The organism is Hydrotalea sandarakina, assembly GCF_003254115.1.
GTDB lineage: Bacteria > Bacteroidota > Bacteroidia > Chitinophagales > Chitinophagaceae > Hydrotalea > Hydrotalea sandarakina.
Genome location: NZ_QKZV01000001.1, coordinates 136423 through 155217 on the forward strand (window position 1 = coordinate 136423; position 18795 = coordinate 155217).

At 35.0% G+C, this 18795-nt stretch carries 18 protein-coding genes and 1 tRNA gene; 11 read left to right on the forward strand and 8 right to left on the reverse strand.

What is annotated here, in order from left to right; genetic code table 11:
• The first annotated feature begins 57 nt into the window (after window positions 1-57).
• Complete coding sequence (locus tag LX80_RS00660) at window positions 58-810, forward strand: L,D-transpeptidase family protein (RefSeq protein ID WP_111293517.1); 753 nt, start codon at window positions 58-60, stop codon at window positions 808-810.
• Window positions 811-818: 8 nt separating this feature from the next.
• Here LX80_RS00660 and LX80_RS00665 read toward each other — a convergent pair whose 3' ends face one another.
• Window positions 819-2087 carry an aspartate kinase gene (locus LX80_RS00665; RefSeq protein ID WP_111293518.1) on the reverse strand — a complete coding sequence of 423 codons (1269 nt, stop codon included), beginning with the start codon at window positions 2085-2087 and terminating at the stop codon, window positions 819-821.
• A 112-nt stretch (window positions 2088-2199) separates the two neighbouring features.
• Between LX80_RS00665 and LX80_RS00670 the strand changes: the two genes are divergently transcribed.
• From LX80_RS00670 to LX80_RS00695, 6 genes are all read left to right on the forward strand, one after another.
• Window positions 2200-2700 (forward strand): CAP domain-containing protein, encoded by a 501-nt coding sequence (locus LX80_RS00670; protein ID WP_211307666.1) that lies wholly within the window; start codon window positions 2200-2202, stop codon window positions 2698-2700.
• A 93-nt stretch (window positions 2701-2793) separates the two neighbouring features.
• Entirely contained in the window at window positions 2794-3822 is a 1029-nt protein-coding gene (gene fbp, locus LX80_RS00675) for a class 1 fructose-bisphosphatase (RefSeq protein WP_211307667.1), read from the forward strand.
• Window positions 3815-4312, forward strand: a complete 498-nt coding sequence (locus LX80_RS00680; protein ID WP_111293119.1) for a hypothetical protein — start codon at window positions 3815-3817, stop codon at window positions 4310-4312. Before fbp ends, LX80_RS00680 begins: the two co-directional genes overlap by 8 nt.
• A 2-nt stretch (window positions 4313-4314) precedes the next feature.
• Window positions 4315-5076: an ABC transporter ATP-binding protein gene (locus LX80_RS00685; protein ID WP_111293120.1), complete on the forward strand. Its 762-nt coding sequence runs from the start codon at window positions 4315-4317 to the stop codon at window positions 5074-5076.
• A gap of 9 nt (window positions 5077-5085) precedes the next feature.
• Window positions 5086-5613: a YfiT family bacillithiol transferase gene (locus LX80_RS00690; RefSeq protein WP_111293121.1), complete on the forward strand. Its 528-nt coding sequence runs from the start codon at window positions 5086-5088 to the stop codon at window positions 5611-5613.
• Window positions 5613-6173: an NUDIX hydrolase gene (locus LX80_RS00695; RefSeq protein ID WP_111293122.1), complete on the forward strand. Its 561-nt coding sequence runs from the start codon at window positions 5613-5615 to the stop codon at window positions 6171-6173. The genes LX80_RS00690 and LX80_RS00695 overlap by 1 nt, the downstream gene beginning before the upstream one ends.
• Here LX80_RS00695 and LX80_RS00700 read toward each other — a convergent pair.
• Window positions 6170-7465 (reverse strand): bifunctional folylpolyglutamate synthase/dihydrofolate synthase, encoded by a 1296-nt coding sequence (locus LX80_RS00700; RefSeq protein WP_111293123.1) that lies wholly within the window; start codon window positions 7463-7465, stop codon window positions 6170-6172. The two genes, LX80_RS00695 and LX80_RS00700, sit on opposite strands and share 4 nt — an antisense overlap.
• Before the next feature lie 11 nt (window positions 7466-7476).
• Window positions 7477-8370 (reverse strand): hypothetical protein, encoded by an 894-nt coding sequence (locus tag LX80_RS00705; RefSeq protein ID WP_146250348.1) that lies wholly within the window; start codon window positions 8368-8370, stop codon window positions 7477-7479.
• 214 nt (window positions 8371-8584) lie between these two features.
• Here LX80_RS00705 and LX80_RS00710 point away from each other — a divergent pair, with 214 nt between their 5' ends.
• Together LX80_RS00710 and LX80_RS00715 are read left to right on the forward strand one after the other, a co-directional pair.
• Complete coding sequence (locus tag LX80_RS00710) at window positions 8585-9019, forward strand: YqaE/Pmp3 family membrane protein (protein ID WP_211307668.1); 435 nt, start codon at window positions 8585-8587, stop codon at window positions 9017-9019.
• Window positions 9020-9245: 226 nt separating this feature from the next.
• On the forward strand, window positions 9246-10676 hold the full coding sequence (locus LX80_RS00715) for a type III PLP-dependent enzyme domain-containing protein (protein ID WP_111293125.1): 1431 nt from the start codon (window positions 9246-9248) through the stop codon (window positions 10674-10676).
• Window positions 10677-10739: 63 nt separating this feature from the next.
• Here LX80_RS00715 and LX80_RS00720 read toward each other — a convergent pair whose 3' ends face one another.
• From LX80_RS00720 to LX80_RS00730, 3 genes are read right to left on the reverse strand one after another with little or no spacing between them, the layout of a single operon-like run.
• Window positions 10740-12380 (reverse strand): OstA-like protein, encoded by a 1641-nt coding sequence (locus LX80_RS00720; RefSeq protein WP_170120345.1) that lies wholly within the window; start codon window positions 12378-12380, stop codon window positions 10740-10742.
• Between the two features lie 4 nt (window positions 12381-12384).
• Complete coding sequence (locus tag LX80_RS00725; RefSeq protein ID WP_111293127.1) at window positions 12385-13395, reverse strand: MlaD family protein; 1011 nt, start codon at window positions 13393-13395, stop codon at window positions 12385-12387.
• A 51-nt stretch (window positions 13396-13446) separates the two neighbouring features.
• Window positions 13447-14391 (reverse strand): N-acetylmuramoyl-L-alanine amidase family protein, encoded by a 945-nt coding sequence (locus LX80_RS00730; RefSeq protein WP_170120346.1) that lies wholly within the window; start codon window positions 14389-14391, stop codon window positions 13447-13449.
• Between the two features lie 72 nt (window positions 14392-14463).
• On the opposite strand from LX80_RS00730, the gene LX80_RS00735 reads away from it, so the two are divergent.
• Complete coding sequence (locus tag LX80_RS00735) at window positions 14464-17178, forward strand: putative LPS assembly protein LptD (protein ID WP_111293129.1); 2715 nt, start codon at window positions 14464-14466, stop codon at window positions 17176-17178.
• On the opposite strand, the gene LX80_RS00740 is transcribed toward LX80_RS00735, so the two are convergent.
• Window positions 17172-17936: a lysophospholipid acyltransferase family protein gene (locus LX80_RS00740; protein ID WP_111293522.1), complete on the reverse strand. Its 765-nt coding sequence runs from the start codon at window positions 17934-17936 to the stop codon at window positions 17172-17174. The two genes, LX80_RS00735 and LX80_RS00740, sit on opposite strands and share 7 nt — an antisense overlap.
• A 13-nt stretch (window positions 17937-17949) precedes the next feature.
• The gene (ung, locus tag LX80_RS00745; RefSeq protein WP_111293130.1) at window positions 17950-18621 is read right to left on the reverse strand and encodes a uracil-DNA glycosylase; all 672 of its coding nucleotides are present in this window, start codon (window positions 18619-18621) and stop codon (window positions 17950-17952) included.
• A 59-nt stretch (window positions 18622-18680) separates the two neighbouring features.
• Here ung and LX80_RS00750 point away from each other — a divergent pair.
• Window positions 18681-18754, forward strand: a tRNA-Arg gene (locus LX80_RS00750).
• The last annotated feature ends 41 nt before the right edge of the window (window positions 18755-18795 follow it).

The following is an 18795-nucleotide window of genomic DNA, read 5'->3' on the forward strand; positions in this document are numbered from 1 at the left end:
GTTCCTCAATCATTATGGTATTGAGGAACATTTTGTATGTTAAAATTTGAAAGCATTATGCGTTTGTTTGTTTTGTGTTGCTTTGTGTTGTTGTTTAGTGGGGGTGTATGGGCTCAAAATTCATTTGTTGATTTTCAAAAGTCGAATGTTAGGGTAGCCAATGCATTTAAATTAAAAGAAGATACCCTGGCTAAACAGTTTAAAAAAGAGGGTTTAAGTTGGCCGCCCAAGCAACTTTATATTCGTAGTTTTAAGTATGATAGTCAGTTGGAAGTTTGGGCACGTAATAATAGCGCCGAACCATTTAAATTAATAAAGACCTATAAAATTTGTGCTTTAAGTGGTGGTTTAGGTCCTAAGCGAATTGAAGGTGATTATCAGGTGCCGGAAGGTTTCTATTACATTAATATGTTCAATCCCAAAAGCACCTATTACTTATCATTAGGCCTCAATTATCCAAATGTTTCCGATCAACTTTTATCCGATTCAGTAAAGCCCGGCAGTGATATTTTTATTCATGGCACTTGTGTAACCGTTGGATGTATTCCTATTATGGATAACCAAATTGATGAGTTATATTTACTGGCTTCATATGCCAAGAGCAATGGTGAAGATTTTATTCCTGTACATATTTTCCCCGTTCGTTTCAATAATCCCAAAAGCATGGCTTTTTTGGAAAAAGTTACCAAAGATGATAAAGTTTATGGTGATTTTACCCAAAGCTTAGAGAAAGTTTACAATTATTTTGAAAAACACAAAACCCTTCCCGTTATTACAGTTAATAATAAAGGTAACTATGTAATATATTAGGTATTACGTTATTGCTTTTGTAACTTTAATATTTGCAAAGTTATTGGGGTTTGTTGCCGCAAAACCACGTTTTCTTCTGCATTCATTGCATTCAAAATGGCAGCGGTATAATGTCTTACAGTAAATAGCTGTAAGTTTTTTTGCACCTGCACATCAAATTTTTCTGCGGCAAGCATTGCCAGTTCATTTATTTTTTCAGCTTTATCGTCTAAACAAATTTGTACACTAATAGCACCAAACTGAATTAGGTTGGGAATTAATTTCAAAGCGTTCAAAAATGCATAAATATTTTGAATTGACTGTCCACCTATAAAAGAGAAATCGAGGCTTTGAAAGGTAATTAGTACCTGTTTATCTTTTAAAATTTGAATGGGCGGAAAATGTAAGTGCTTTGCATTATGTATAATGGTGCCCGGTAACGAAGGATTCAAAAAGCATTTCACCAATAAAGGAATATGCTTATTTTGTAAAGGTTTAATGGTTTTGGGATGAATAACTTGTGCACCATAATAAGCCATTTCAATTACTTCATTGTAATTCAATTCGGGAATATAAACCGCTTCTTTAAACATTTTAGGGTCTGCACTCATAACGCCTTCAACATCCTTCCAAATGCTTACACTTTTTGCCTCTAAAACATTGCCTAATATGGCAGCGGTAAAATCGCTTCCTTCACGGCCTAAGGTTGTACTTTCATTATCGGTAGTTGCGCCAATAAATCCCTGAGTAATGTAAATTGAGTGTGCAGTATTTAAAAATACTTGTTGTGCTTTTTGAGCAGTTATATCCCATATTATGCCGGCATCTCTAAAATTATTATCCGTCAATAACACATCTCTAATGTCAATCCATTGAGTATTCAATCCATTTTCTTTGCAAAAGAAATGAATAATGGTAGAGCTAAGTAATTCACCACAACAAACAATTTGATCGTAATAGTAATCATAAGCTCTAACCGGCTTATCGTGTAAAAGCCATTCAACTTCCGTAAAAATATCAATCATTCTGGCATAGCAGGTGTTGTATTCTTTTACCAGCAAATATTTGGCAACGGTAAGGTGTTGCTGTTTAATAACTTCAAACAGTTGCAATGCTTCCGTAGCTTTTTGTTGAAAAAATGCATCTACAACTTTTTCTAAAGCATTGGTAGTTTTACCCATAGCTGAAATTACCAATACTGCCTTTTCACCTGCTTCAATGTTTTCAATAATTTGAATAACTTGTTGAATGCGTTCAATATTACTGATGCTGGCACCGCCGAACTTATAAACAATCATGCTATTTAACAAATGATTAAGTGGAAGATTGGCAAAGCTACAGTAATTATGCTTTGTAAAATGCAAAGCAATTTTTATTGGTACAATTCTTGAATTCAACAGAAAAAAAATTATGCAACTGACAATTTTTTTAAATTTTTTTAAACTATCAATGGTTGTAACCGCTTTAATAGCAAATGGTTGTAAACCCGGCAGCAATTTGCACGATGCGCCTGTAGCAAAATATGCTAAAATGGAAAGGGATGTGTTGTATTACATTAATGATTACAGAACTTCAAAAGGATTACAGCCGTTGCAATGGAGCAATGCCATTTATCCTTTGGCCTCTGAACATAGTGTTGATATGGCTGAACATAAGGTAGCATTTGGTCATGATGGTTTTGATGCCAGATTTAATGCAATAAAAAATAAATTAGGTTATCTGCGCGGTGCCGCCGAAAATGTAGCGCTTGGACATTTAGATGCTAAAGCTGTTGTAAAAGGTTGGTTGAATAGTCCCGGCCATAAAAAAAATATTGAAGGCAATTACAATTTAACGGCTATTGGCATTGCACAAGGTAATGATGGTAATTTATACTTCACTCAAATTTTCATTAATAAGCCATCTAACTAAGCTATTGTAATGTGTATGGCGAACACGATTGCATAAAAAAATATTGTATGTATTGTCCGTGCCCTTTATCTTTATCAAAAAACATACAATACTATGATGGTGAATAGAAAAATTTTGACATTAGATGAATTTACCATTCAACAATTACGCCAATTTCCAACAGCAACAGGTGAGTTAAGTAGTTTATTACGCGATATGGGCTTGGCTGCCAAGCGGGTAAATGTTGAAGTGAATAAAGCTGGTTTAGTTGATATTTTAGGAGATGCAGGTTCTATTAATATTCAGGGGGAAGATGTAAAGAAGTTAGATGTATATGCCAATAATCAATTTATGGGCGCATTAAAGCATGGCATAAGCTGTGCAGGTATTGGTAGCGAGGAATTGGATGATTTTGTGATTTTTGATGATGAAGTGAGTAATAACAGTAAATACGTGGTATTATTCGATCCTTTGGATGGGAGCGGAAATATAGATGTGAACATTTCAATTGGTACAATATTTAGCGTTTATCGTAGAGTTAGCCCTAAAGGTTCACCTTGTACTCGCGAAGATTTTCTTCAGCCTGGAAATAGGCAAGTGGCTGCCGGTTATATTATTTACGGCAGTTCAACCATGTTGGTGTATGCTACAAAACGGGGAGTAAATGGGTTTACTTTAGACCCATCTATTGGGGAGTTTTGTTTAAGTCACCCCAATATTCAATGCCCCGAAAGCGGCAATTTTTATTCCGTGAATCATGGTTATTTCTTTCAATATCAAAAAGGTGTACAGCAATACATTACCGCCTGTCAGAAAAAAACGAAGTCGGAGGGTGGACCTTATACACAGCGATATATTGGAAGTATGGTAGCCGATGTGCATAGAAATTTATTAAAGGGAGGTATTTTCATGTACCCGGGAACCGATAGCAAACCCAATGGTAAGTTGCGTTTGTTGTACGAATGTAATCCGCTTGCTTTTATTATTGAAGTAGCAGGCGGGAAAGCAACAAATGGCGAACAACGCATATTGGATATTCAACCTCAACAATTGCATCAACGGTCACCTTTATTCATTGGTAGTAAATTAATGATGGAAGAATTAGAGAATTATTTAATGCAAAATAAAGAAGCGCATGTATAAATTTCTTGTGTTGGGAATATTTTTTTTATGTTGTCAGCAGGTAAGTAAAGCACAGCAATTAATATTGCCACATCAGTTAAATTATTTTATCAATCCTAAGCCGAATACCTTATTGTACAATGACACTTTGTATAGAGGTGCACGTGAGTTTAAAGGCTTGTTTTACAAAACGGGTAATCTGCAGTTAATTCAATACTATCAAAAACATCAGCAAAACAAAATTTGGGGAAATGTTTTAGGAATTTTGGGAGCAGGTATGATGGGTGCCGGAGTTGGATTGGCCAGTAATCACCATTCAGGACTTGGGTGGACATTTATAGGGGGTGGATTTTGCACTACTGTAGTTGGAGGATATTTAATAGCTTCGGGGCAGAAAAACTTAATATTAGCTGTAGATTTGTTTAATAAATTGTCGCACCAACAATTACCCAAAGTACAGGCTGGTATAGGTTTTTCGGGAAGTAGTGCAGGATTAGTTATAAATTTTTAGACATGCAAAAAAAAATAATTGAAGTAAAAAATCTTACTAAAAACTACGGTTCAGTTCAAGCAGTTAAAGGGATTAGTTTTGATGTATATGAAGGAGAGATATTTGGTTTATTAGGCCCCAATGGCGCAGGTAAATCAACCACCTTAGAAATTATAGAAACACTAAAAGATAAAACCAGCGGTGAAGTTTGGGTGGACGGGTATAGCTTAGATAAAAACCCTAATGAAATAAAACAAATTATTGGGGTGCAATTGCAATTAAGCGGTTATTATCCCGGATTAACATTGGCAGAACTTTTAGATTTGTTTGCAGGGTTATACAACAAAAAAATTGATAAGAAAAAGATTTTAGAAGAAGTAAAACTGGCCGATAAAGCAAAAGCAAAGTATAAAGAATTAAGTGGTGGTCAACAACAGCGTTTTTCATTAGCCACTACACTTATTAATAATCCCAAAATTATTTTTTTAGATGAACCTACTACAGGATTAGATCCACAAGCTAGAAGAAATCTTTGGGATTTAATTAAACAAATTCGATTAAGCGGAACTACTGTCATTATTACTACGCATTATATGGATGAAGCGGAAGAACTTTGTGATAGAGTAGCCATTATTGATAGCGGTAAAATTCAATCCGTAGCTACCCCTGACGAATTAATTGACAATTTAGTAGCAACCGGTTTTGAAAGAACAAAAGAAGTGAAGAAAGCAACTTTGGAAGATGTTTTCATTCATTTAACCGGCAAATCATTACGCGAAGATTAATTTTATTTTATGCATACAGACGAACGTTACCCCATTGGTAAATATGAGCCGAAGCCGTTTTCAGAGGAACAAAAGCAAGAGTGGCTAAAGGCAATTGCACAATTACCGGAAGAATTAGAAATAGAGGTTCAGCATTTAGATGCAGCGCAATTGAATACACCCTATAGGGAAGGAGGATGGACAGTGCAACAACTCATTCATCATATGGCCGATAGCCATATGAATGCTTATATCCGATTTAAATTGGGGTTAACGGAAAACAAACCTACCATAAAACCATACAATGAAAAAGCATGGGCGCTATTACCCGACAATGATACTGTTCCCATTAATGTATCATTAACACTGCTGCATGCTTTGCACAAACGTTGGCATGCCACCATGAAGGATTTATCGCAGGCTGATTTTGAAAAAACAGTTATTCATCCTGAACAAGGACGCGAATTAAGTTTATGGTTATTATTAGGCTTATATGCATGGCATGGTAAACACCATAAGGCACACATACAGGCTTTGAAAGATAAAATGAATTGGTAATGCAAAGAGATTTAACGTGGACTACTTTAGCCAGTAGTTATTTATTGAAAGATACTTGGGCTACTATACGAAAAGATACCTGCCTATTGCCCAATGGAAAAGTAATTGATCCATTTTATGTGTATGAATTTCCCGATTGGGTTACAGCATTTGCCATTACTAAAGATGGGAAAGTATTATTAGAACGACAATATCGGCATGCTTTAGGCCGAACAGATATTGAAACGCCGGGAGGATGTATGGATCATAGTGATGCATCGCCTGAAGCTGCATTGCAAAGAGAATTATTGGAAGAAACCGGCTACCGTTTTACTGAATTTCAAAAATTAGGAATTACTTCAGCCAATCCTTCTACCAATAACAATATTATGCATATGTTTTTGGCAACGGGCGGTGAAAAAGTGGCTGAGCAAAATTTTGATCCCGGTGAAGATTTGGAAATTTTATTGGCCAGTATTGATGAGGTAAAGCAATTTGTTCGTGAAAATAAAATTATACAAAGTATGCATGTTACTTGCATTTTGTTGGCATTGGAAAAATTAGGTGAATTGCATTTTTAATGAATGGGTTCTATTTCTGCAATTAAAAAAACGCTACCGCAAACAACAATTAAATCATCATTTAAAGCCATTTGCATAGCCGCTTTTAAAGCAGCATTTACATCATCATACGTGTTGCCTATTAAACAATAATCCTTCGCTATTTCGGTTAATTCAGTGGCATTCAATGCCCTTGGAATATTTGCTTGCGTAAAATAATATTGGGCATTAGTAGGTAATAATGATAAAACCAATTGTGGGTCTTTATCTTTTACCATTCCAAATACTATGTGTAATTGCCGGTATTTGCAAAGTTTAATTTGATGTAATAATTGGGTTATTCCTGCTTCATTATGGGCAACATCTGCAATAACGGTGGGGGATTGGTGTAATAATTCCCAGCGTCCATGTAATCCTGTTAGACTTTTAGCATTTGCTAACCCTTCAATTATTGCATTGTCGGATAATTGCCATCCTTGCTGTTTTAATTGGTTTACTGCCGTTAAAATTGTAATTAAATTATTGAGTTGATAAATACCTGGTAAATCAAGCTGATAAGCATGTATTTCGCCATTTTTATTATTTAGCAATTTTACCATTAGGGTAGTAAAGGTTTGTTGATATTCTAATACTGAAAAAGCTTGTTGTGCATAATAGATAGGAGCATTTTTTTGTGATGCGGCATTTTCAAAAACAGGTTTTGTTTCATCAATCACTTCGCCTATTACAACAGGAATATGCTGTTTAATAATTCCTGCTTTTTCACCGGCTATGGCTTCCAAAGTATTACCCAGCAAATTCATATGGTCCCACCCAATGTTAGTGATAATAGATAGTTCCGGCGTAATAATGTTGGTACTATCTAAACGGCCACCCAAACCTGTTTCAATAACAGCTACATCCACATGCGCTTCTGCAAAATAGCTAAAAGCCATTGCCACCGTAATCTCAAAAAAAGAAGGTTGAATTTCTGCAATGGCAGGTTTCATTTTTTCAACAAAATCAATAATAAAATCTTCCGTACATAATTCCCCGTTTATTTTAATGCGTTCTCTGAAATCTTTTAAATGCGGTGATGTATATAATCCGGTTTTATAGCCGGCTTTTTGTAAAATTGCCGCAAGCATATGGCTGGTACTTCCTTTACCATTGGTGCCGGCAATATGAATAGATTTAAATTGTTGCTGTGGGTTTCCTAATTTATTGCAGAGTAAAAGGGTATTGGTTAAATCTTTTTTATAGGCTGATGCACCTTGCCTGCTAAACATGGGCAAATGTTCATACAGATAAGTTAATGTTTCCGAATAGTTCATGAGTTAAAAAATTAGCCATTCAGTTTAAAACTAAATACAATAGTACCGGTTTGGTTATCTACATCACCCGCATTTAGTTTTAATAATTTGGCTTTCCGTAAAGCAATATTTCTAATGTTTTGATTGGTAGTAGTGGTACCTCGTGGATTTATACTGGCCTGAATAACTTCGCCTAATTTATTCACAGTAATATCAACGGCAACTTTTGCAGGCTCATTAAAATCATCTTCAAAGCTGGGCAGCTTAGTAAAAAGCCTGCCTGTTAAGCCATTTCTTATACTTACACCACTGGTTCCTGTTCCGCCATTACCTGTATAGCTGTCGCTATTAGGGTTGCCATTGGGTTTGCCCTGATCGCCTTTTCCTCCCGCAATTCCCTGATTAAAAACTCCGTTGTATGAATCTGCCCCATTACCGCTTGATGTAGTTGAAGTTCCACCTTGAAATAATGCCTTGGGCTTAGGTGGAGCAGGGGTAGGTTTTATTACATTATTGTCATTGGTTTTTGGATGAATTACCGTTGGATTATGGTTTAAAGGTTTTTTGGGGTTCACTTTTTTTTCTAATGTGCCTACAGCTTCATCATTTTCGCCCGTTACTTCGTTGGCTAAAACATCGGGGGTAGATTGTATTTGTTTTGAAGGGGGCGGCGTTGCGAGTTTAGTGTCTTGTTCTACAGACGGATTACCTTGCATTTGCGGTGCAACATCACCCAAACCGGTTTCACTGTTGCCTAAATTTACTTCAATACCTGTGTCGGTGGCAGGTTGTGGTATTTGTGGCAGCGACCATTTTAAAAAAAAGAATACCAAAAATATGCCTGCACAAATTATAACAGTATATAAGGCTGCTTTTTTGTTTTTTTCTAATTCAAAGTTTTGATACACCATTTCAGCATTATTCATACAAAGTTATCTTATTTTTTAAGCGATGACCGCATGTTGAAAATTACTGTTGGAACGTTTTATTTAGCACATGTATTGTGTTAAAGGTTCTTGAATTATTCGGGTTCCAATGATTTACTTGAATTATAAGGATAAAATAATGTTGCAATTCAATAAAAGCAATTAATTTACACAGTAATACTAACTAAACATTAACAATTAAAATTTTTTGTTTATGATGCGAAAATTACTTGGCTTACTGCCTTTATTTTATTTACTGTTACTTCCAGCCATTACACAAGCAGCCAGTTTACCCATGTTACCCGGAAAAAATGCTGCTGATTCTGCTGGCAAAGGAGGTGCAACTTTGAATTCTGCTGTTTTAAAAAATGCGTTAGCAGAGTTCAAAAGCTTATCACGAAAAGAAAAAAAATTTCGTATTAAAGAATCAAAAGCGTTATTGAAAGAATATAAGGCTCAAAAAAAAGCCGGCACTTCAACTGATACCAATACATTGTTATTAGTTATTTTGGCTATATTATTGCCACCCTTGGCTGTTTATTTGCATGAAAATGCCATTAATACTAAGTTTTGGATTGACTTATTACTGACACTTCTGTTTTTCTTGCCCGGTATTATATATGCCTTAATTGTTATATTAGGGGGTTAGTTGAAAGATACACTTGCAATGAAAACTTTATGTTATTGTTTCAATTGTTAGCAATAGTTTTTGGGAGCAGTAGAATCTTCTTTGCATTCATGCCATTTTAATGCATAAAAATTTACTTAACCGAAAAAATAGGGCTGATGGTAAAATTTTTGTGAATTGGGTAATATCTTCCTTTAATTTTGCACCTTATTATTATTTTTTCATTCCTTAAAACCAAGGTTCTTCAATGAACAATACCTATACCTCGCTGGTTGAGCAAACATTTCATTTTCCCCAGGAAGGATTTAATTTGAATGATGACGGATACTTAAGTTTTAACGGACTAAATTTAAAAGCCTTAATTGACAAATATGGTACGCCAATGAAGCTTACCTATTTACCCAAAATAGGTATGCAAATTAATAAGGCAAAATCTATGTTTCATTCCGCTTTTAAGAAGCATAAGTATGAGGGGGAATATTTTTACTGTTATTGCACTAAAAGCTCACATTTTTCATTCATTGTTGAAGAGGCCTTAAAGCACAATATTAACCTTGAAACTTCATATGCCTACGATATTGAAATTATCAATCAACTGTATAAACGTAGGAAAATTAATAAAGATATATTTATTATTTGTAATGGTTATAAACAGAAAGCTTACACCAGTAGAATTGCTAAGCTGATCAATTCCGGATTTAAAAATGTAATTCCGGTATTGGATAATAAAGAAGAATTGCAAGCTTATAAAAGAAGTGTAAAAGAACCATTTAAACTAGGAATTAGGGTAGCGGCAGAAGAAGAACCTTCATTTCCGTTTTATACATCGCGCTTGGGGATGCGTGCAAAGGATATTTTAGAGTTTTATGTTGATGAAATTGAAGGATTTGAAGATAAGTTTCAACTGAAAATGCTTCATATTTTTTTAAATAAAGGCATTAAAGATGACATTTATTATTGGAGTGAGTTGAACAAAATTATTAACCTGTACTGTCAATTAAAGAAAATTTGTCCGGAATTAGATTCTATAAATATTGGTGGCGGATTCCCCATAAAACATTCATTAGGATTTGAATATGATTATCAATTCATGATTAATGAAATTGTTGCCAACATAAAAAAAGCTTGCAAAAAAGCCAAAGTTCCAATGCCTAATATTTATACGGAATTTGGAAGTTTTACCGTAGGTGAAAGCATGGCACATATTTATAGTGTTACCGGTCAAAAAATTCAAAATGATCGTGAGTGTTGGTACATGATTGATTCTTCTTTTATTACAACATTACCTGATACCTGGGGAATAGGTGAAAAGTTTTTAATGTTACCCATTAATAAATGGGAAAATGAATACCATAGGGTAGTGTTGGGCGGTATTACTTGCGATAGCCATGATTATTATGATAGTGAAGAGCATATTAATGAGGTGTTTTTACCCAAATTAACATCGCCCGATAAGGAAAATGAGCAAAGCAATAAGGAGCCTTTGTATGTTGGATTTTTTCACACAGGTGCATATCAAGATCAAATTAGCGGATATGGCGGTATTAAGCATTGTTTAATTCCTTCGCCAAAGCATGTTATTGTTGAATATGATAAGAACGGGAAATTAATTGATTGGTTGTATGCCAAAGAACAATCTGCACAAAGCATGTTGAAGATATTAGGTTATTTACGTTAGTATATACCCCCATGCAAAAACCAAAACAACAGGCCGTCTGAACCAACAGGCGGCTTTAGTTTATTACTCCAAATCAGAAAATACAGCATATTTATTTTTGGGTCTTAAATTATCCTGCCATTTAAAGCCTCTAACTTTCAAGCTTTCCGGATTGGCTTGTTTCATTGGGCTCATTACCCCTTTCAAATCGTTAATAAATAATACTTTTTGTATTTCTCCATCTTTAAAGTAAGCATCAATTACACTGCAGGTTGATTGATTTACGCCTATGAATTTGTGATTTTCATCTTCTACAAAATAAATATTATCGGCCGGGGTACCTCGGGTATGTATATAATTTATTTTACCATCATTAAAAAATGCATGAGTACTATTACCACGCACCTGATTGTAATAATTATTACCGGCTTTACTTATGGTAAGTGCATTTTCAAATACAGATAATTCTTTGGGTTTTTTATTAGCTAAGAACAAATAAATGGTATCACCTGAAATTTGATTTTCGTTTGACCAAACAATAGGATGGGTAAATAGTCGGAAGGCAGAATCAAATTGTGTATAAAACAAACTGTCACCAACAGCTTGCAATGAGTCTGAAAATATTTTTACATGATGATATGCTTCAATAAAACGATTATTGCTGGTATCTTTTGCAATTTGTGCACTATCAATTAATAATCTTTCCGCAGCACCCAATGAGTCTCTGATAACCGGAACCGGCCTGGTTTTAATTAATGTAGAAAGTTTGCCCGAACGCAAAGTGTCGGCGCCAACATAAATGCTGTCTTTTTCTTGCTTTATTAATAAAATAGGTTGCTCGGTAGCTAAAAATGCATCTTCTTTGCGGTTGGTTTTTATTTTATTGGCAATTATGTCGTAACCACCGGTTGAATCTTTGCTTCTATAAACTGCATTGCCCTGAAATTCACCAATTCCTGTACTGTCATTAAAAGCCATGTAATCTGCCGTAAAAGTGTAAGTGCTATCGTCAATAAATGGGCGCTTGGAAAAATTAGCTACTTTGTTTTTTAAATCATAGTAACCATCGGTTACCAATATGGTACGGTTGCCGTTAATAATTTTAGAAGGGGAAATAAAAGTAGTAATGTTGGTATTAATGTTATATAAAAGAGTGTCGGTATAAATTTTATATTCCGGGTCAATTAATACTACATTTTTTTTGAATATAACATCGCGGGTATCACCATAATAGGTACCTTCTTTACTGGTTAACACTGATTGGCCATTTACCAATTTGCCACCATTAACGTATTTTCCTATTTTAATTTGTGTATCGTATTCCAAATCGTTGGTGGTTAATACCCCTTTTCCATCGGTAAGTTTTACTTTGTTTTTGAGAAATGCCTTTTTTTCTTTGCCCAAATATTTTAAATATTGTGAATAAGTTTGAACGCTGTCAGCATCATTAATATGAACGTTGCCAAAGGCTTCCAAAATATTGAGCTTTTGGTTTAAAACAATACTATCTGCATAAAAAAGCGTTCGGTTTTGTTGTACCTCAGCATGCCCCACTAATGCAATGAATTGTCCGGCAGTATCTTTATTTTGAAAGTTGTAAGTATCTGCATGAATTATGGTAATGGTTTTTTTACCCGTTGTATCGTTAGTATTATTGGCTTGTGACCATAATTTTCCGGATAACAATAAACCAAGCAATAATGCACAAATTTTAATACAATGCATGTTGTTATTTGTGTTGTTGAGCACTGGTATCATTTAGAGGTGCCATTAGCGGACCGGATTTATCTTTTCGGCCAAAAACAGAGATGTTTACATAACGTTTAGGGTGCGTTCTTAAATCATCCAATAATATGTTTGCACTTCTTACTGTATTATTCAAATTATTGTATAATTTTTTATCATTTAACAGTAGCCCCAACGAACCATCGCCAGAATTTATTTTGGCTAATACATTATTCAGGTTAGTAACGGTAGTTTTTAATTCTGTAATGGTTCCTTTCATATCTGCATCGGCCAGTTGGCGGGTAGTTGCTTCTACATTGCTGAGGGATTGTGAAATTTTATTGTTGTTATCACTTAAATTTTTAGTGAAACTGTTTACATTATTCATGGTTTGCACAATAGCCCCATTTTGCTGGTCTAACATTTTTTGGAGAGAGGCGGATGATGCTACCAAACTGGCTGTTGTTTCATTAATGTTGGCAATAACTTGCTGCAAATTATGTTTTGTATGGGGGTCGAAAATGCTGTTTACATTTTTCAATACACTATCTAATGAATGAAGGGTAGTATTCAGTTGTGCGCTAATAGGTTCAATTTTATTGCTTAATTGTCCCAACAATCCGGGATTGGAATTGGTGAGCAAAGTGTCGCCAGATTTTAAATAATTGGTACTGTTGCCCAGCTGTATATCAATACTGGGTGTGCCCAAAAAACCTTCTCTTATGTAGGCTACTGAGTTAGAAGGAATATTATAGTTACTTTTCAGTTTAATAGCAATAACAATGTTTTTTAAATTTTTATCGGCATTCTCAATGTCAAACACACTGCCAATTTGATATCCATTGATATATACAGGATTGGATACCATTATGCCTTTAGCATTAGGGTATTTGGCATATAAAAAATTACCTGTTTTAAAAACACTTCTTCCCTTCAAATAATTAAATCCTAATATTAACAAGGTAATGGCAATGGCCGTTAATGCTCCTACTTTTGTTTCGTTGGAAATCTTCATAAACGCAAATCTAAGGGTTATTGAGCAAGCTAAATATAATAAAAAATAATATTATTTTTTATTTTGCGTATTACCGTTTGCCTGCATCTTATTTTCTAAAGAATATTTGTATCGTTTTACGGCTCGGGTAATGGCTTCGGCAATTTCCTGCTGACCTTTTTCACTGTTTAAATAATCTTCTTCTTCCGGGTTTGAAATAAATCCGGTTTCTACCAATATAGCCGGCATTGCTACCGCCTGTAATACCCAAATGCCTTTACCACGTTGTTTTGCTTCCCTACTTACACGTCCCATTTTTGTAAATTCATCTTCTACGGTTAAAGCCAAGCTTTGGCTTCTTTCGGCATATTGTTGTGTTTTTAATGAATATAGCACAATTTTAGCAGGGTCATTAGGATCAAAATCTTTCATTTCATTGGCTAAAGTGCTATCCATGTATAATGATTCATTTTCGCGGAGTGCCTTTTCTTTATCATCATTTTTATCAACACCCCATATATATGTTTCAGTACCCTTTGCCGGATTGGGTGTAGTATACGTACGATATTGTTTTACTTTTCGGGTATATTTTTTTCCTTTTTTGTGGTAAGTTTCCGTTTTATAGCCAATAAATTCACTGTGTCTAATGGGATCAACGTAATTGCAGTGAATGGAGATAAATAAATCGCCTTTAGCTTGATTAGCTTTTGCTGCTTTTACCTTTACGTTATCATAAACATCAGTGGTACGGGTCATATAAACATCAACGTCAGGCATTTGACGATGAATTTCTTTTTCAAGTTTTAAAGCAATGGCCAACGCAACATCTTTTTCATGCGAATATCTTCCGGAAGCACCATAATCAACACCACCATGCCCGGCATCAATTACAATTCGTTTTAAAGCCGGTTTGGGACCCGGTTGTTGCGGATTAGTTTGACTAGGATTGGTAAATGATGCTAAAAAAACCAAACACCAAATATTCAATAAACTGACAACTGCAACTTTTTTTATCATTCGTTTAAACGTTAAAGGCATTATGCTAATTAAACTATTTAATGTGAAGCACCTATTTTTGCTCCCGTTATTATGAGATTACGCGGTAAAATTAACGTAAAAACCCTTGCGGGAAGTATAGCAATTGGCATTATACTCCTGATTTCAATGAATTTGAAGGCTTTTAACACGTCGCAAATTATTTTTTTCAATTCATTAACAGGGTTTTCTGATACTATCCCCAATAATGATACTTTACCGCTTGCAACTGATACTGTAATAGTAAAGAGTAGGAAAGATTCGAGTTTATTGGCAAAGGATACCGGAAAATTAGCCAAAAATGATACGCTAAATTTATCAAAAGATTCACTCGATGCACCGGTGAGCTATGCTGCTGCAGATTCAGGTGTTTTGTTAATCCCTTCCAAACAATTTATTTTATATGGCAAGGCCGATGCCAAATACAAGGATATTGAGCTACAGGCAGCTATTATTAACTATAATCAACAATCGCAATTGGTAAGAGCGTATGGGTTAAGCGATACTTCTACCGATTTAAATGCAAAGCCTAAATTAACCCAGGGTGATTCTAAATCAATAAGTGATTCTATTCTTTTTAACCTAAAAACAATGAAAGGTAGAACCACCAATAGTTTTTTTAATGAAGGAGAGTTATTTGTGCATGCCGATGTATTGAAAAAAGAAGGGAAAGATATTTTTTATGGTTACCGCGGCAGATTTACTACTTGTAATTTAGATACACCTCATTTTGCTTTTAGAACCCGAAAATTGAAAATGATTGCCAATAAATTGGCGGTAAGTGGGCCTGCTTCGCCTGAGTTTGAGGGAGTTCCCATTCCCATTGGCATTCCTTTTGGAATTTATCCTTTAACCACAGGGCGCCACTCCGGTATTTTGCCACCACAGTTTATTGTTAGTCAGGATTATGGATTGGGTTTAGAAAATTTGGGTTATTACAAAGTGTTGAGCGATAATTTTGATATCACTACCCGTGCCAACATTTATTCCTATGGTGGATATTCGTTTAATATTAACCCTAAATATTATGTTCGTTATCATTATCAGGGTGCATTGAACTTCAGTTTCCAAAGTATTAAAGCGCTGAATCAAAATTATTTAACACCTCAGGAGTATAATACTTCAAAATCATTCATGCTTAACTGGACGCACACACGTGATAATAAAGCACGTCCAGGAACAACGTTCAGTGCTAACGTCAACTTTGGTAGTACCAAGTATAATCAATACGTGTTGAACAATCCTTTTGTAAATTTTCAAAACCAGTTAAGTTCATCAATTAGTTATAGTAAAGATTTTGGTGGAAAGTCAAATATATCTGTCAACTTAAATCACAACCAAAACAGTAACACCGGATTGGTTAATTTAAATTTACCTACAATTAGTTACAATGTCAATACCTTTTATCCATTCCAAAAAAAGGAACAGGTAGGTGCGCCAAAGTGGTGGGAGAGTATTGGTATTGGATATACCGGCAATTTTACCAATCAACTTTCATTTTACGATTCGGCATTTAGTTTTAAAAGATTGTTAGATACAGCCCAATACGGCTTTACACATAATATACCCATTACTTTAACCCTACCGCAATTGGGTCCCGTTACTTTAAGCCCATCTGTTTCCTATCAGGAAAGATGGTATGGACAAAAAATATTTCGTAATTGGGACAGCATCAACAATCGTTTAGATACCAGCATAAGAAAAGGATTTTTTGCTGCCCGGCAAATGACTTATGGCATTAGTGCCAGTACCCGAATTTTCGGAACCTATCAGTTCAAACATTCCAGTGGCATACAAGCCATTCGCCATGAAATAAGGCCCACTATTGCCTTGAACTATTCGCCCAACATGAATGGCAAATTTTATTATTCAATGAAGGTAGATACATTTGGCCACGTAATTCGATTTTCTCAATTTGATGGGGTAATACCGGGGGCTTTTCCCGAAGGCGCTTTTGGTGGAATAAGTTTTGGGGTTGATAATTTGCTGGAAATGAAAGTAAAAAGCAAAACAGATACTACCAATAATGGCATAAAAAAAGTGAAATTATTAGATGGCTTTGGCTTTAACTCATCATACAACTTATTGGCCGACAGTTTTGCTTTAGCACCTTTTAATTTGTATGCACGAAGTACATTGTTTGAAAAAATAAATATTACTGCCAGTGCCATTCTCGATCCTTATCAGGTTGACCAGTTTGGGTTTAGAAAAAATGTATTTACCTGGAACAGCAGTCACCCTACGTTAGGACGTTTAACTGGTGCCAATATTGCCATTTCAACACAGTTTAAAAGTAAAACCAAAGATGGAAAAACTGCAAATAGCCAAATACCGGTTGATCCGTTTATGACACCTGAAGAGCAACAAATGCAATTACAATATATACGAAATAACCCTGCTGAGTACACCGATTTTAATATACCTTGGACCTTATCGCTTTCTTATTCTTTAAACTACACCAAACAACTGCATGTTGATTCATTGAGTAGATATTCGTTTGCGAGTATATTCACCTCAAATTTAAACTTTCAAGGCGATTTTAGTTTAACCACTAAGTGGAAAGTAGGTGCCACAGGCTTCCTAGACTTTAATGCAGGAAGGTTACAACAATTAAGTATGTATTTAACCCGTGAAATGCACTGTTGGCAAATGTCTATTAATGTAACACCTATTGGATTATGGCGTTCATTCAGCATAACTTTAAATCCAAAATCAGGTATCCTTCGCGATTTAAGAATAAACCGAACCCGTATGTTTTCAAATTATTGATAGGTTGGTTTTTCCTGAGGATTGTTTTCGTATTTTAAATAATGATTTTTCATAATTTCAAAAACCTTATCTCGCAATTCCTTTGATTTTAAATTATCAACTTCTACAGGGGGTAAAAAATGCATGTATAATTTATGCGGCCAGAAATAAAAGGTTTTATCAATGGGCATTGCTTTTCGGGTGTTGAAAATAAGTGCTGGTATAATGGGGTTCTTTGTTACTTCAGCTAATTTAAAAGCCCCATCGTAAAATTGTTTAAGTGGTTCTTTAGTTCTATTACGCGTTCCTTCGGGGAATATGCACATATTCATGCCTGCTTTTAAAACTTTTTTCATTTCATCAAAACTATGCAAGCGACTGCGTTCATTTTTTCTGTCCACTAAAACTGAACCTTTTTTATAATACCAGCCAAATAAGGGAATTTTTGCGAAAGAATTCTTCGCTATTGTCTTATTGGGGCCCGGGGTATAAGGAGCTGAAATTGGAACATCGAGAAATGCATTGTGGTTGCATGTAACAATGTAAGCTGTATTTTTTTTGAAATTTTCATAGCCATAAACCTTTAAAGGACAGCCCACCAATGGCAACCAAATGTTCATCCAGTAGCGTGATAAATCAATGAAAAGTTTTTGTCCCTTATTGCCTGGAATAACATAACAAAGCATGGAAGGAATAAAAAAAATTAAAAATGTAACAATAAATGTAACTAAGCCCCAGAATGCCCAAATACGGGCTAAAATATTTTTTAATGTTTGCATGAGCAGTTTAAGTTTATAATTTCCAGTCAATTGGTGTTTTCCCCTGTTTTATCAATAGTTCATTGGTTTTACTAAAATGTTTGCAACCCAAAAAACCATTATGTGCACTTAATGGTGAGGGATGTGCTGCTTTTAAAATAAAATGTTTGGTTGCATCAATAAATTGTTGTTTTTCTTGTGCAAAACGGCCCCAAAGTAAAAAAACAATGCCCGATTTTTCTTCTGATATTTTTTTGATGGCGGCATCGGTAAAATTCATCCACCCAATTTTTGAATGACTGGCGGCTTCATTAGCCCTAACCGTTAAAATGGCATTCAAAAGTAAAACGCCTTGTTTAGCCCAAGGGGTAAGATTGCCTGTTGAGGGTATTGGCATACCAATATCAGTATGTAATTCTTTAAAAATGTTTTGTAAAGAAGGTGGTGGCGCAATTCCATTGGGTACGCTAAAACATAAACCCATGGCTTGCCCCGGGCCATGGTAGGGGTCTTGTCCTAAAATAACCACTTTCACTTCATTAAATGGGGTGGTGTTAAATGCATTGAAAATAAGGCTACCGGGTGGATAAATTGTTGCTCCGGTTGCTTTTTCCGTTTTTAAATGGGTTACTATTTGTAAAAAATAGGGCTTGGTAAACTCTTTTTGCAATTGTTCTTTCCAACTATTTTCAATTTTTACATCCATTTTTTGAAATGTGTTTGGATGCAAACTAATTAAAATTTAGTTTTGCGCCCTAATCATTTGGTTCGGTAGCTCAGCTGGATAGAGCAACTGCCTTCTAAGCAGTAGGTCATTGGTTCGAATCCAATCCGAATCACTTCAGTTTAAACCTTAGCATAAATTGCTAAGGTTTTTTTG

Bases quoted from the DNA above. Each gene is read 5' to 3' on its own strand.
- LX80_RS00660 (WP_111293517.1), top strand. From the start codon at position 58: ATGCGTTTGTTTGTTTTGTGTTGCTTTGTGTTGTTGTTTAGTGGGGGT.
- LX80_RS00665 (WP_111293518.1), bottom strand. From the start codon at position 2,087: ATGATTGTTTATAAGTTCGGCGGTGCCAGCATCAGTAATATTGAACGC.
- LX80_RS00670 (WP_211307666.1), top strand. From the start codon at position 2,200: ATGCAACTGACAATTTTTTTAAATTTTTTTAAACTATCAATGGTTGTA.
- fbp (WP_211307667.1), top strand. From the start codon at position 2,794: ATGATGGTGAATAGAAAAATTTTGACATTAGATGAATTTACCATTCAA.
- LX80_RS00680 (WP_111293119.1), top strand. From the start codon at position 3,815: ATGTATAAATTTCTTGTGTTGGGAATATTTTTTTTATGTTGTCAGCAG.
- LX80_RS00685 (WP_111293120.1), top strand. From the start codon at position 4,315: ATGCAAAAAAAAATAATTGAAGTAAAAAATCTTACTAAAAACTACGGT.
- LX80_RS00690 (WP_111293121.1), top strand. From the start codon at position 5,086: ATGCATACAGACGAACGTTACCCCATTGGTAAATATGAGCCGAAGCCG.
- LX80_RS00695 (WP_111293122.1), top strand. From the start codon at position 5,613: ATGCAAAGAGATTTAACGTGGACTACTTTAGCCAGTAGTTATTTATTG.
- LX80_RS00700 (WP_111293123.1), bottom strand. From the start codon at position 7,465: ATGAACTATTCGGAAACATTAACTTATCTGTATGAACATTTGCCCATG.
- LX80_RS00705 (WP_146250348.1), bottom strand. From the start codon at position 8,370: ATGAATAATGCTGAAATGGTGTATCAAAACTTTGAATTAGAAAAAAAC.
- LX80_RS00710 (WP_211307668.1), top strand. From the start codon at position 8,585: ATGATGCGAAAATTACTTGGCTTACTGCCTTTATTTTATTTACTGTTA.
- LX80_RS00715 (WP_111293125.1), top strand. From the start codon at position 9,246: ATGAACAATACCTATACCTCGCTGGTTGAGCAAACATTTCATTTTCCC.
- LX80_RS00720 (WP_170120345.1), bottom strand. From the start codon at position 12,380: ATGCATTGTATTAAAATTTGTGCATTATTGCTTGGTTTATTGTTATCC.
- LX80_RS00725 (WP_111293127.1), bottom strand. From the start codon at position 13,395: ATGAAGATTTCCAACGAAACAAAAGTAGGAGCATTAACGGCCATTGCC.
- LX80_RS00730 (WP_170120346.1), bottom strand. From the start codon at position 14,391: ATGATAAAAAAAGTTGCAGTTGTCAGTTTATTGAATATTTGGTGTTTG.
- LX80_RS00735 (WP_111293129.1), top strand. From the start codon at position 14,464: ATGAGATTACGCGGTAAAATTAACGTAAAAACCCTTGCGGGAAGTATA.
- LX80_RS00740 (WP_111293522.1), bottom strand. From the start codon at position 17,936: ATGCAAACATTAAAAAATATTTTAGCCCGTATTTGGGCATTCTGGGGC.
- ung (WP_111293130.1), bottom strand. From the start codon at position 18,621: ATGGATGTAAAAATTGAAAATAGTTGGAAAGAACAATTGCAAAAAGAG.